Here is a 13,508-nt window from a genome sequence, read left to right as displayed (position 1 = left end):
TACGGCTAGATTTTTTTAAGGTACTTGGAAAAATCATAATGTGATAAAGAAAACTCCCACAATCATGATAGCAGCTCCTAACAATCTTTGCTGAATATCTTTTTCTTTGAAAATGAAATGACCGAACAGTACACCCATTAATACGCTGGTACGTTTAACTGCTATTACTTGCACTACTAAAGTCATTGTTAAAGCTTGCATCTGAAAAATGACTCCTAAAGCATTGAAAAATCCCATTGTTACTAGCAGCGGTAAGTTTTTGATGATTTTGCGGCTGGGGTTAGGGGTTTTCTTGAGTAAAACTGGTAGTAATACAATACTCATAGTCGTAAATAATGAGAATAACCAAAAAATTGGGGAGGAATTCTGCACGCCTATTTTGTCAAAATTTGAGGTGATACTCCAGAGGAATGCTACGATTAACATTAATTTTGGCCCTGGTTCGTACAGCAGTGCTTTGAAGGGCGCTAGGTATCCTTTAGATTTTTCTTTAATGTTTAATAGATAGGAGCCTGTGACTATGAGAAAAATTCCGATATAATCAAAAAAATTGGGATATTCGCCGACAATTAACGGTGAAGTGAACAGCATGAATAAGGGTGTCAAAGCTACTAGCGGTACTGTGAGGGATAAGTCCGATAGTTTGATGGCTTTAATGTAGAGGATAGCTGTGACTGCGTTGATGCTTCCTCCGATTGACAATGCTATCCAGAATTGCGGGTTTAGTTGCGGGTTTAATTGGGGTATTTTTATGAAAAATAGAAAGGGAGTTAAAAAGACGGCTGAAAAAAATGCTAGTGACCAAGCTACCACGTATTCGTCGTTTTTTTTCAGGTTTTGCTTGCCAAAAACGTCTTTTATTGCTTCAAAAAAAGCAGTGAGAATTCCAAAAATTAACCAAGTCAACCTAAATATGCGCTCCTGATTCGCTCGTCGTTTAGCAAGTCCAATCCTATACCTGTGAGGGTAATTTTACCAGCTTCTAGTACATAAGCCCGATCGGCAATTTGGAGTGCTAAGTTGGCGTTTTGTTCGACCAATAGAATTGTAACGCCCGTAGAGCGCAGGTTTTGAATAATTGCGAAAATTTCTTTGACGATCGCAGGTGCTAAGCCTAAACTCGGTTCGTCTAATAATAGCAGTTTCGGGCGGCTCATGAGCGCGCGGGCGATCGCCAACATTTGCTGTTCCCCACCGCTAAGGGTTCCCGCCAGTTGAGTGCGCCTTTCTGCTAGGCGCGGAAATAGCTCGAATTGGCGGGTTAAATCGGCTTTGATGGCCGCAAAGTCCGATCGCACATAGGCCCCTAATTCCAAGTTTGTCAACACCGTTTGCTGCGCCAAAACCCTTCGCCCTTCGGGACTGTGGGCGATTCCCAATTTTACCACTTCGTGAGCTTGACGGCGGGTAATATCGCGCCCGCTATAAATAATTTGTCCTTGGCGCAAATTAACTATTTTAGAAATTGCTCTCAGGGTGGTACTTTTCCCCGCACCGTTGGCACCGATGAGACTGACAACTTCGCCTGCATTTACGGTTAAATCAACATTTGTGAGGGCTTGAATTCCGCCGTAATTTACACAGAGGTTTTTGATTTCTAAGAGGATGTTTTCTTTGGCTTGGATTGGGCTGTGTTGCATTCTTTTGTTGTTTTAAAATTTATTATCAGCCATAAAGTTTATGTTTTTTTCAGCAGTCCGCCAGGGGTTGAAAACCCCTGTCTCATAGCTAAAGTCCTCTAAAAGAGGACTGTAAGGCATCACTCTAACTCTTAGTCCGCGGAGGCGGACATTGTTTGTGTAGGCGCGATTTCAAGAGACTGTTGGCGAATTAAAAAAGGGTGAAACCAAACATCCCGTAATCCTGGCAAGAGAACTATGATAAGGCAGAGGTAAAAAGAGCGGAAAAACGAGATACACGGGTCAAGCCAATCGGAATGTTGCGCCAAAATGCCCACATTCTTGACAGATTCATTGCAGCAGCAGTCATAATATGTTGCAGACGAGTTTTGGCAAGACCCATGTAACGAGCGTCACGCAAACCAAAAACACGAATTCCTTGAGACAGCGAACTTTCAACACCGGCCCTGAGGGCATAACGCTGCTTAAAATCCAGGGTATGTTGTCTAGCCCTACCCTTGGCTAGAGCTTCGTAAAGAGGTTGAGGTTTGAGAGTCAGAACACGAGCCTGTGCGGGCGAATGAGTACATTGAGAGCGAACAGGACAAGCGGCGCAATCGGGGCGACGAAAACGTACTTGAATGACCGGATTGCCATAGTTATCCGAGCGTTGATGCCAGGATTTGCTGATGCGCCCTTGCGGACAAGTAGCATGGCGATGGTCCCAATCAACGGTAAAACAAGAAAGCTCAAAGCCCAGCTTAGCTTTTTCTTGCCAACTAGAGTCAGGCGGTACAGGGCCAAGAAGCTCAATACCTAATTGTGTCTCACGCTTTGAGCAAGTGTTGAGCATCAACATAAGCAGTATCGACAATATGTTGTTGTGGTAACAGGTGTTTATCAGCTAAAGCTTGATGAATCACCTGAGTCATTTCTACATCTCCAGTGGTGGCGGGTGTCGTTTCCACATTGGTAATTAAATGAGGTAAATCTCGATCGCAAGTTTCTGTAAGATGTACTGTATAACCTGTCCAATTAGTATCTCTTTTTGTCCGATTGCGAGCCTCGATATCATAAGGGGAAGTAATTAACTGCTTGTGGGGCGGTAAATTATCAGCTTCTCGCCAATAAACTTTACCTTTGCACCACCCATATTGCTGTATCCAGACACAGCGTAAAATTTCTACCGCTTTTAGCTGACGTAACCATTCAGGACTCAAGGGGTCATACAAAGCTGACAATAAGTGATGACCATCACAGCCAATAGTCAATACCAAGCTTTGTTTTTCGGTTTCAGATTTCGGCAAACGATACTGCTCAAATCTCGTGCCATAACGCTCAGACCAATCCTGATTGACTACTGTTAATAACCATTCATCGGCAACTGTTGCTAACTGATTTAAAGCATGACGTAAAGTTTCTCCAACGCATTCGAGGCGGTTCATTTTGCGGATGGCTCCGATGACATGGGTGGAGTCAGTTCTGGCTTTCCCCCTGGCTTTGAGCCATCCTTTGTCCATAAAATGTCCTAACATTTTATCAAGTAATTGGCTTTCACGTCCCGCAGCAATTAATCGACTTCTCCATTCACTTAAAACTGAATAATTAAAACCGCTATCTGTAATTTCTAGTCCCAGAGCATACTTCCAGTCTATACGGCTTCTGACCGCTTCTGCTGCTTGTCGGTCAGTCAATCCCTCGGCAAATTGCATCACACTGATTAATGCTAATTGCCCTGGTGATAATGCAGTTTGACCGCAGTCGGCTCGAAACAAGGTGATAAAGTCAGTATCCAAGTACAGCACTCCTAATTCGTCGCGCATTTTCATATATGGATTGCCTTTGGGAAAGGAGGTTCGTGCTACGGAGGCGGTCATTTCAGGAATTGACGACCAGTCGCGGGGGTGAAGAGTCATAATAAATTATTTAATATGGTGTCTTATTACAATACTTAGGACAGTTTTTTAACGGCCTTGTAAGCCTCGCGCGAGGAAGCCCTGCCATTTTTAACGCATTTTAGGAAACTTAGGGCGCTTACTTAAACCTTGAAAAAATAGTCCACTATATAGCCAGTAAGGGTTTCGGACACTCGATCGGCTCTAAAACTGTCCGAAGTATTGTTATTACACAATCATTCTGCCTATTCAGGACGGCGAATGTCTGAGGGGTGAAACCCCTCAGACATTCGCCAACAGTCTCTTTCAATCGCCCGCTTATCTATTAAACCAATTTTATTTTATCCTTCATCTCCCAAATAAGCTTCAATCACAGCAGGATTATTCCTCACTACACCAGGCTCGCCCAAGGCAATCAACTGACCGAAATGCAGCACCGCAATTCGATCGCACAATCCCATCACCAGCGGTACATGATGCTCGATCAATATTACAGTTAAATTGAATTGTTCCCGCACTTCGCGGATAAATTCACTTAACTTGTGCTTTTCGCTGGGATTCATCCCCGCCGCTGGTTCATCTAACAGCAATATTGTCGGTTCTAGGGCTAGGGCGCGGGCGATTTCTAAGCGCCTCTGGTCGCCGTAGGGCAGGTTTTTAGCTTGTTCCTGCGCCCGATCGCCCAAACCGACCAAATCCAACAATTCCAGGGCTTTACGCTGGGTTTTGCGCTCCATTGCGTTAGATTCTGGTAAGCCGAAAATCCCCGATAGTAGCGATAATACCGGATTTTGCGATCGGCTGTGGATGTGTCGGGCGATCGCCACATTATCCAAAACAGAAAGTTCTCCAAACAACCGAATATTTTGAAATGTTCTGGCAATACCTTTATTCGCAATTTGATAAGGTCGCAATTTAGAAATATTTTCGTTTTGATAAATCAGATTACCACTAGAAGCAGGTATCAGTCCAGTCATTACATTAAACAGAGTGGTCTTGCCAGCGCCGTTAGGGCCGATCAATCCAAAAATCTCGTGTTTTTGAACTGCAAAAGATACATCGTTTACAGCAACTAAACCGCCAAAGCGGCGAGTTAATCCTTGGGCTTCTAAGATGGGAGTGGTTTGTGAGAGGGTAAGTGGTTCCGCAATCATTAAATATGATAAAATAGTGATTATCTAATTATGCCTCAAATTATGGATGCTCAAAAACTTTTAGAACGAATTACCGTAAACCCCAAAATATTTAACGGAAAACCGATTATTCGGGGTCGCCGTCTGGCTGTTGAGCATATTCTAGGAATGCTAGAGTCGGCGACACACCAGAAATTATTTTAGAAGGCTATCCTTGGCTAGAAAGAGAAGATATTCAAGCTTGTCTAATTGTCGATTGAGAATCCGAAATCCGGGATTATGAGGATAAACTCATGCGAGAAATCCGATGCAATACCTGCGGTAGCAACCGCTATGAGGAACGTAAAATCAATTACCTTTACAGTCACAAAGGTAAATACTTGCTAGTTCCTAACACAACCGTTGAGATTTGTCTTGATTGCGGCATGATTTATTATGATGCAGCAGTGCTTAAAGAAATTGAGCGCCGTTTCTTTGCTATTCACCAGCAGAATGAAATGCCTGATTCATATATCCAAATTCCTACCAAAAGTTACACGTAAATCATTTTTGGTTGGTTTGGGAAGATACGATCGCCCTTCGCAGCACTCGCCAGAAAAGGAAAACCGCTATAATGTCCTAATTACCGTACCGCTTCAATCTCCTCAAGCCGTCTCGCCAGGGTAATCCTATGACTGCATACAAACATGACTCGCAGCCTTCCCAAGCAAAAGTGCTACCGACGATGTACGATCTACCCAGTGAAGACCCGGAGGAGCCTGGTTTGCCTGACGAATACCACCGCTTGCAAGCACAAGTTTTGTGCGATAGCTGCATTCCCCCTAATTATCCAGCCGATCGCGTATTCTCTGCCAGCGATCTAAATCTATACTACGACTCCAACCACCTCAATTGGTACAAAAGACCCGATTGGTATTTAGTTGTCGGCGTTTCGAGATTTTACCAAGACAGAGACTTGCGCCAAAGTTATGTGATTTGGGATGAGGTGGTAAGTCCTTTAATTGCGATGGAATTTTTATCACCAAGTACGGAAGATGAAGATTTGGGGCTGACAGAATCCGCACCAAACAAACCTCCGACTAAGTGGCAGGTTTACGAGAGGATCTTGAAGATTCCCTATTACTTTGTGTTTAGCAAATACAACAATCAACTGAGAGTATTTCGCTTGATTGGCAACCGTTACCGCGAACAAGTGTTAACAGGTTCTCGATTCTGGATACCGGAAATCCAGTTAAGTTTGGGTTTGTGGCAAGGCGCTTTTCTACAAAATGAAAGGTTGTGGCTGCGCTGGTATGATCTTAATGGTAATTTGGTTCTGACTCCTGAAGAATTTGAAAGACAGCGAGCTCAATTGGAAAGCCAACGAGCTGAATTGGAACGCCAACGAGCCGAATTTGAAAGGCAGCAAGCTGAAATTGAAAGACAGCAAGCTGAATCGGAAAGGCAACGTGCTGAATTTGAAAAACAACGGGCAAATCAATTGGCCGATCGCCTGCGAGACATGGGCATTAATCCAGATGAACTGTAGTTTTATGCTAATCATATAACCATGTACATACCAGATTCGCAATCTTCCCAAGCAAAAGTGCTACCGACGATGTACGATCTACCCAGTGAAGACCCGGAGGAGCCTGGTTTGCCTGACGAATACCACCGCTTGCAAGCACAAGTTTTGTGCGATAGCTGCATTCCCCCTAATTATCCAGCCGATCGCGTATTTTCTGCCAGCGATCTCAATCTATACTACGACTCCAACCACCTCAATTGGTACAAAAGACCCGATTGGTATTTAGTTGTCGGCGTTTCGAGATTTTACCAAGACAGAGACTTGCGCCAAAGTTACGTGATTTGGGATGAGGTGGTAAGTCCTTTAATTGCGATGGAATTTCTATCACCAAGTACGGAAGATGAAGATTTAGGGCTGACAGAATCGGAACCCAACAAACCGCCGACTAAATGGCAAGTTTACGAGAGAATTTTGAAAATTCCTTATTACTTTGTTTTTAGCAAATACAACAATCAACTGAGAGTATTTCGCTTGATTGGCAACCGTTACCGCGAACAAGTGTTAACAGGTTCTCGATTCTGGATACCGGAAATCCAGTTAAGTTTGGGTTTGTGGCAAGGCGCTTTTCTACAAAATGAAAGGTTGTGGCTGCGCTGGTATGATCTTAATGGTAATTTGGTTCTGACTCCTGAAGAATTTGAAAGACAGCGAGCTCAATTGGAAAGCCAACGAGCCGAATTTGAAAGGCAGCAAGCTGAAATTGAAAGACAGCAAACTGAATCAGAAAGGCAACGCGCTGAATCGGAAAGACAGCGAGCTGAATTTGAAAGACAACGAGCCGAATCGGAAAGACAACGGGCTGAATCGGAAAGTCAACGAGCCAATCAATTGGCCGATCGCCTGCGAGCAATGGGCATTAATCCAGATGAACTGTAAAATGAAGTAGCAGCGTGAAATACTGTCTGCTGTCTCAATAAAAATTTATTAACTAAAAATAACTTATGCCAGAATCTACTTCATTGCGCGATCGCTACCTAGCACTGATCGATAAAATTGTCGAAATCACCCTCAAAGGTCAAATTCGCTCTAAAGAACAAGTATATCAAATGTTGGTGCAAGACATTGGCACCGGCACCGGCGAAATCTTTGAACGCTGTTTCGGCGAACGCTTAGATGCCACCGAAAACCTGCTCAGAAATGAAAAGGACGAAATCAAACAAGCCAAGGCAAATCGTAGCCTCAGAGCGCTAAAAACCATCCAAGGAGAATGGGAACGCTGGCAGAAGGATAACCGAGTCGATCGCGAAATTGCATCTTCCATCCAACAAATCCTTACCGCCGAATCCAACGGCCGCCTCCTGGCAATATTGCAAATAATCGATCCCAATAAAGAACATCCGCTGACTTTAGAGCAATTGCAGCAGTTGTCCAAATCCGTGCACCAACAAATGCTGCAAACTACCAATCCCGAAACCGAGCGAGATTTGCAGCAAATCACCAGCGGGATTGCCAAAGGTTTAGAATCTTGGCAGCGCTTGGAACCGGAACTCGTCGGCTGGATTTATCAGCCGCAGCAGCTAGGATTCGCTGGTAGTCCCGAACAAAATGGGCCTTGGGCTTTTTGGGCAAAAAAGGTTAATAGTCCGTTTCCTCACGCTCTTTTGCAGACTATTGCCAGGGGTGATTCTATCGTTGAACTGGCAGCCAAGCAGTCTAATGTAGAATTAAGTACATTGGTTGAGTTGGCAATTATTTTGCAGTGCTTACAGCGGGCTTTGGCGACATGGTTCGATAAGCAAGTTTACGATTCTAAAGTATCCACAAAAGCTTCGATTTCTACTTACATTACTTTTGCGGTAATTTGGAGTCAGCTAGCTAGTGGATTTAATAATTCTACTAAGAGCGGCGAGCAGTTGGCAAATGCTTGTTTTCAAGTGACTTTGCAAATTTTGCGCGCGTTTTCTCAGCGGGAATACTTTCCGCTTTATGGCGGGATTTTTGCTTCGTTTGATGGTAAAGCTCTGCGGCATACTTTGGATTATTTAGATGAACCTCTGCGCCGTGTTGAGGGTACTCAAGCTAAGGCTCGGATTTTGACACTTTTGGGTTATTCGATGCAGGCGGCTGGGGCCTATGAGCGATCGATCTTATTGCACAAGCAAGCGCTGGAAATTGCCCGTCTGGAGGAGGATAAGGCCTGCGAAGTTGCTAATCTCAATCACATCAGCCGCAATTATGTTGCTCAAAAAAATTATCAAGAAGCGATTAATTACAGTCAGCGGGCTTTAATTATGGCACGACAAGCGGGAGAGCGGCAAGGTGAGGCAAATGCGCTGGCTAATTTGGGCTACAGCGAGGTGTTTCAAGCGCGGCAGTTGGAGGAGGTGGAACCGGAGGTTTATGAAAGTGCGATCGGCTATTTGGAGCAAGGCTTGTTATTATCGGAGAAATTGGGAGACAGGCAAAGTCAAGCTTTTTGCTCTAGCAGCCTCGGAATTGCTAAAATTACTCTGGAAAATGCCGCCGGTGCGATCGAGTATTTGGTCAAAGGTTGGCAAGCTGCCCAATTTTCGGGCGATTTGTATTTGCAAGGTCTGAATTTGGCTTATTTGGCTCAAGCTTATTACAGGATGAATGAACTAGAACAAGCGATATTTGCTGGTAGTTTGGGGATGTATACTTTGGAGCAAATTGGGGCGATGGAGTGGCGGCAATCGGCTGGTTTGCTGACTATTTTGCGCGGACAAATGGGGGCTGAAGCTTTTAAAGAATCTTTGGCGAAAAGTCGATCGAATATCATTCCGGTAATTGGTGTTGATGGCTACGATTACATCCCAGAATTGCTGGAAAAATATCAGCAATCTATTTAACTCTTTGTGGAACAGGCATCTTGCCTGTTGCTAAGAAAGGGGGCGGGTTCTCCGGCCCACCCCATAATCAAATTCATCAAGAGTGGCACAGGCATCTTGCCTGTTGCTGAATATTTTCAAGCACCCCAGTTTCCGAATAATTACTTTTCAACTATCACCGTCGTGCCAACTGCGACTTTCTCAAATAAAGCCTGGGCATCTTTGTCAAACATTCTGACACAACCGTGAGAAGCTGCTCGCCCGATCGACTCTAGAGTCGGAGTCCCGTGAAAACCGATCACATTCTTACCATCCGTCCAAAACCCGATCCACCTTGTACCCAGCGGATTGTCGGGCCCTGCGGGTACAATTTCTCCCGTCCAAGGATGCTCCCAAGCAGGATCTTTAATCATTTGCATGACTTTAAAGCTGCCCGTGGGAGTTTCCCAGCCCTGTTTCCCGATCGCCACCGGGAAACTCGCTTGCACCTTATTTTTGCGGTAAACATAGACCCGACGTTCTCGCAATTTCAGCACTAAACGTACTTCCTCAATGGGATTTTCTGCCGCCTTTGGTTCTTGGGGAATATACTGAGACGGTTCGCCCAATGGTGGCAGTTCTGGAACTCCGAGATTTGGCAATTTTACATCGGATTTTGAGCGCTGGGCGATCGCACTATTACTTAAATTAGCAACAAATTGGGCAGTCGCCTGCTGCTGTAGGGCAACAGACAGCAGCGCTGCACTCAAACTCAACGCAATTAGCTTGTTAAATAAAAATTTGCTGTTCACCATTTTTTTGTTCGCTAAACTCCTCATCAGCAGTTCCTACAAAGTTCCTATCTAATTATCCGCCAACCGCACCCGATCTGAAAAGTTTTGAGATGGCTTTTTGACTGTCAATATTGCGCCGTTTTTAGTTGAAAGTTCATCAAAGCACAGGGGATTTAAAGCCCCCACCTTTAGGTGGATTGTTTTTAGGCTGGGGCTTAAATCCCCTGCCTAAAAACTTCGCACTCCAAAGTCAACTGTCAACTGTCAACTGTCAACTGTCAACTGTCAACTGTCAACTGTGGCAGGCTGGCGATCGCGAATTGAAACTATGGCGCTACTGCATCGGGCAAGCAGAATCTGTCTGTTGGCAGAGTTTCCCGCGAGTGCCACAACAGTTAGGTGGGCGCAAAAAAACTGCAACGGTCGATCGAACAAACTCAATATATCATGCCTACACTCAAGAGATGCCAAGCGCTGAACTTGTTGTAAATGGGGAACTTTTCATGTATAATTCAGTCTTTCAAAACTTGTTCGATAATCTTTTTTTGAGATTGTCATAAATTTACTACTCCGGGGATTAAACTGGATTAGGTTTAAAGGTTGGGATTTTCGCGTAGCGAAAGCAAGCCCGACCCTCAAAGGCAGTTAATGTGAGGTTTCAATGCGTCTTCAGAACATCAAATTATTGACAGGTGCAACCCTGTCGGTGCTCATTTCGGCGGTCTCAGTGCATCCTGCGATGGCTAACCCTGCAATTGAAATAGCCCAAACACAGACCACCACAACAGCAAACGCTCAAATTTTTACGGGTTTTGTCAAAAATATTGTCGGCGACATAGTAACAATTCGCCCAGAAAGCGGGCCGTACAGGACTCTCAGGATTCAAAGATGCGTCCTGAGAATTACGTCTCTCGTACCGGGAATGAAAGTCAGAGCGACGGTATCGGGAGATCAGGTGGAAAATCTCACCGTGATCCCCAATTATAAAGTGGTCTCTACAACCGTTGTTCGTCCTGCCACCCCCGCACCGCGTCCGACTCCTGAACCGCCACCTCGTCCGGCTCCCCGCCCGGTTCCCCGTCCGGTTCCCGCTCCGATTCCGGCTCCCCGTCCGATTCCGGCTCCCCGTCCAGCTCCTCCTGTGAGAGGACTTTGGTAGAGTTACCGTTATAAACGGAATTAAGCCATCGCGCGCGCGGTGGCTTCGCTGTTTAGGAGCAGTTAAAATCATAGAATTGTCGAGCAATTGTGGAGAAATGGCTGCTATGTATTACCTGCGTTTCCTGTTGCTAATTCTGCTGTTACCTCTGGTTGCGTGCGATCGACCTACAGATGCTACAGCAACTCCTGTACCCGCACCAAGTCCGCTGTCGCAAATTCCCTCCCTTGCGCCGCTGACAAATGTTCGCACAACTCAAATTGTACCGACCAAACCGCTTTCGCCACAGCCCATCCGCATTGTTGCAACTGCTTTACCGCAACCTTTCGCCAGCCAAAGCGCCTCAAAACCTCCTCAAGTAGTACCGATTCCCGCATCGCCAGTGCTGCGAGTGCCTCCTGGCTTTGTCGTCAACGTTTTTGCTGACAATTTAGACGCTCCCCGATGGCTGGCTTTAACGCCGACAGGGGATGTTTTGGTAACAGAAACGCGCCAAAATCGGATTAGGCTGCTGCGGGATGCCAACGGTGACGGCGTTGCTGAGGTGAACATGACTTTTGCTAGCGCCCAAAATGGGTTAAATATTCCCTTTGGCATGGCTTTTGCCGATCGCTATTTTTTCCTCGGAAACACCGCTGAAGTCCGCCGATTTCCCTACACAAAAGGGCAGGAACAATTAACAGGTAGCGGTGAAAAGATTGCCGATTTACCTGGCGGTGGCTACAACCAACACTGGACGCGAAATGTTGTCGCTTCCCCGAACAACCGCCAGCTTTTCGTATCAGTTGGTTCCCAGTCTAATGCCGACTCCGAACCGCTGCCGAGAGCATCTGTGCAAGTGATGAATTTGGACGGCACAAGCCAACAAACATTTGCTTCCGGTTTGCGAAATCCGGTGGGATTGGATTTTCACCCGAAAACCAATCAACTCTACACGACAGTCAACGAACGCGACGGTTTGGGAGATGATTTGGTGCCGGATTACTTGACCAGAATTCGTCAAGGCGAGTTTTACGGCTGGCCTTATACTTATTTTAAGCCGAATTTGCTCGACCCGCGCCACGCTAAAAACGGCAAGAGCGATCGACCCGATTTAGCAGCTAAAACATTGATGCCAGATGTGTTGTTTCAGGCGCATTCTGCGGCTTTGGGACTTCAGTTTTATGACGGAAAAACGTTTCCTAAAAGATTTTTTAATGGGGCATTTGTGGCGTTTCGCGGCAGTTGGAACCGCAATGCAGGAACTGGGTATAAAATTGTGTTTGTACCCTTTAATGCGGCAACTGGACGGCCTCAAGGTTATTATGAGGATTTTCTGACTGGTTTTCTCACAGATCCGTCGGGCCCGAAAACTTGGGGGCGGCCTGTTGGTTTGTTGGTTTTACCTGATGGGAGTTTGCTGTTTACTGAGGAAGGGAATAACCGGATTTATCGGGTTCAGTATCGCGGCTGACGATTGGGCGATCGATTAGATGCCGACTTTTTCAAGAAGTCGGTATCTGGTTGTTTAGTCAGCTTCAAACCTTGCTAAGTTGAGATTCACTGGAAAATTTCTGAAAAATTAATAACCTATCTTCTTCCGCAGTTTCTCGATTTAAATCAGACAGTTCGTAATAGGAATCTGTTTCGGGCAAGTAGATTTCCGGTAAATTTTCAGGCAGGATTAAATAAGTGTTTTTCACCTGTAAATCATTGTCTATATCTAATGAATATAGAAATCCGTCAACAGGATTTACAATTAACTCGTGCAATGAAACTTGTCCCTCTATGTAAAGCTTGAGAGTTAGTTGTGCAACTCTGAAAACCAACCAGCGATTGTACAAATTATCTACATCGCACCAAGAATAAAGATAGCTATCGCCGTATTCATTCTCAAAAAGCGATAGCAGGGGGCCGTCGAAATACTCTAAATGGACTATGCTTCTGAGAGTTAGAGGAAATTTACTTAGTTTAAATCCTATTAATTGTTCCATATTTTTCTACCTTACAATAAACAAGATGTTATTACAAATTTGGCTGCTAAATCAGCAGTAGCAAATTCATGTAGGCTGAAGTGACCGTTATCATCTATTTTGGAGAGAACTCCATCTGTCTTGCAGAGCGCTCCTGCTGCTATGTGAGTCCCCAGAGAATCACGCAGTTTTTTTCTTTTTTTTGTTAGTTTTAAATAACGTTTTTCGGCATTTTCCCTGGTATCAAATAATGATAGCGCATAACCTTGACATCTGGTTGCTTCAGTTTCTGGTTTTAGGTTGCGCTGCGGAGTTATTATCAGCACTGGTTTAAAGTTATCAATAGATCGTTCATCATTGGGTTTAAATACAAATCTAAAAGCCAGCATTTCTTTAGGTTCATAGTCCAGTGGTGGGCATTGAGTTGAAAGCTTATCTATATATTCTTGATGTTTGAAACACATATTGATAATTTTAGTAGCCGATTTGATTTTAAAGTTTAGCAGAAAATCGCTATTTTTTATAACAATGGTAATCCGTGCTTTTTGCTGTAAAATCAGTGGGGTATTCCTGTTAACTATAGTATTTTTAAGTCTGTATAGCAAACAACCTAAAAATTTG

Annotated in this window: 13 protein-coding genes and 2 pseudogenes; 8 read left to right on the top strand and 7 right to left on the bottom strand. The window is 44.7% G+C overall.

Translation table 11 applies throughout. From position 1 onward, the window contains the following. Nucleotides 1-33 precede the first annotated feature (33 nt). The 4 genes and pseudogenes from K4039_RS05310 to K4039_RS05295 form a co-directional block, all read right to left on the bottom strand. The gene (locus tag K4039_RS05310) at nt 34-906 is read right to left on the bottom strand and encodes an EamA family transporter (protein WP_265234088.1); all 873 of its coding nucleotides are present in this window, start codon (nt 904-906) and stop codon (nt 34-36) included. Continuing rightward, nucleotides 903-1,640, bottom strand: a complete 738-nt coding sequence (locus K4039_RS05305; RefSeq protein ID WP_265234087.1) for an ABC transporter ATP-binding protein — start codon at nt 1,638-1,640, stop codon at nt 903-905. Before K4039_RS05305 ends, K4039_RS05310 begins: the two co-directional genes overlap by 4 nt. A 235-nt stretch (nt 1,641-1,875) precedes the next feature. Then, nucleotides 1,876-3,535 (bottom strand): annotated as a pseudogene (locus K4039_RS05300) (IS1182 family transposase). A 320-nt stretch (nt 3,536-3,855) separates the two neighbouring features. Then, nucleotides 3,856-4,668, bottom strand: coding sequence for an ABC transporter ATP-binding protein (locus tag K4039_RS05295; protein ID WP_265234086.1), 813 nt, complete (start codon nt 4,666-4,668; stop codon nt 3,856-3,858). Between the two features lie 30 nt (nt 4,669-4,698). Here K4039_RS05295 and K4039_RS05290 point away from each other — a divergent pair. The 5 genes and pseudogenes from K4039_RS05290 (at nt 4,699) to K4039_RS05270 (ending at nt 9,024) form a co-directional block, all read left to right on the top strand. Next, nucleotides 4,699-4,907, top strand: a pseudogene (locus tag K4039_RS05290) (DUF433 domain-containing protein). A 33-nt stretch (nt 4,908-4,940) separates the two neighbouring features. Beyond that, nucleotides 4,941-5,189, top strand: a complete 249-nt coding sequence (locus tag K4039_RS05285; protein WP_265234084.1) for a type II toxin-antitoxin system MqsA family antitoxin — start codon at nt 4,941-4,943, stop codon at nt 5,187-5,189. 128 nt (nt 5,190-5,317) lie between these two features. Next, nucleotides 5,318-6,175 carry a Uma2 family endonuclease gene (locus K4039_RS05280; protein WP_265234083.1) on the top strand — a complete coding sequence of 286 codons (858 nt, stop codon included), beginning with the start codon at nt 5,318-5,320 and terminating at the stop codon, nt 6,173-6,175. 21 nt (nt 6,176-6,196) lie between these two features. Then, on the top strand, nt 6,197-7,090 hold the full coding sequence (locus K4039_RS05275; RefSeq protein ID WP_265234082.1) for a Uma2 family endonuclease: 894 nt from the start codon (nt 6,197-6,199) through the stop codon (nt 7,088-7,090). Between the two features lie 65 nt (nt 7,091-7,155). Beyond that, nucleotides 7,156-9,024, top strand: coding sequence for a tetratricopeptide repeat protein (locus K4039_RS05270; RefSeq protein WP_265234081.1), 1,869 nt, complete (start codon nt 7,156-7,158; stop codon nt 9,022-9,024). 140 nt (nt 9,025-9,164) lie between these two features. On the opposite strand, the gene K4039_RS05265 is transcribed toward K4039_RS05270, so the two are convergent. Further along, nucleotides 9,165-9,797: a L,D-transpeptidase gene (locus K4039_RS05265; RefSeq protein WP_265234080.1), complete on the bottom strand. Its 633-nt coding sequence runs from the start codon at nt 9,795-9,797 to the stop codon at nt 9,165-9,167. Nucleotides 9,798-9,922: 125 nt separating this feature from the next. On the opposite strand from K4039_RS05265, the gene K4039_RS05260 reads away from it, so the two are divergent. From K4039_RS05260 to K4039_RS05250, 3 genes are all read left to right on the top strand, one after another. Beyond that, the gene (locus K4039_RS05260; protein WP_265234079.1) at nt 9,923-10,336 is read left to right on the top strand and encodes a hypothetical protein; all 414 of its coding nucleotides are present in this window, start codon (nt 9,923-9,925) and stop codon (nt 10,334-10,336) included. A gap of 101 nt (nt 10,337-10,437) precedes the next feature. Continuing rightward, on the top strand, nt 10,438-10,935 hold the full coding sequence (locus K4039_RS05255; protein WP_265234078.1) for an autotransporter: 498 nt from the start codon (nt 10,438-10,440) through the stop codon (nt 10,933-10,935). A gap of 97 nt (nt 10,936-11,032) precedes the next feature. Further along, on the top strand, nt 11,033-12,388 hold the full coding sequence (locus K4039_RS05250; protein WP_321161545.1) for a PQQ-dependent sugar dehydrogenase: 1,356 nt from the start codon (nt 11,033-11,035) through the stop codon (nt 12,386-12,388). A gap of 64 nt (nt 12,389-12,452) precedes the next feature. Here the strand turns inward: K4039_RS05250 and K4039_RS05245 are convergent, their stop codons facing one another. Together K4039_RS05245 and K4039_RS05240 are read right to left on the bottom strand one after the other, a co-directional pair. After that, nucleotides 12,453-12,908, bottom strand: coding sequence for a DUF6575 domain-containing protein (locus K4039_RS05245; protein WP_265234077.1), 456 nt, complete (start codon nt 12,906-12,908; stop codon nt 12,453-12,455). A gap of 11 nt (nt 12,909-12,919) precedes the next feature. Continuing rightward, nucleotides 12,920-13,492, bottom strand: a complete 573-nt coding sequence (locus tag K4039_RS05240; protein ID WP_265234076.1) for a hypothetical protein — start codon at nt 13,490-13,492, stop codon at nt 12,920-12,922. Between the last annotated feature and the right edge of the window lie 16 nt (nt 13,493-13,508).

The sequence above is a fragment of the Lyngbya sp. CCAP 1446/10 genome, assembly GCF_026130175.1.
GTDB lineage: Bacteria > Cyanobacteriota > Cyanobacteriia > Cyanobacteriales > Microcoleaceae > Microcoleus.
Note: the sequence above shows the minus strand (reverse complement) of the source record. Positions and strands in the feature narration are given on the sequence as shown.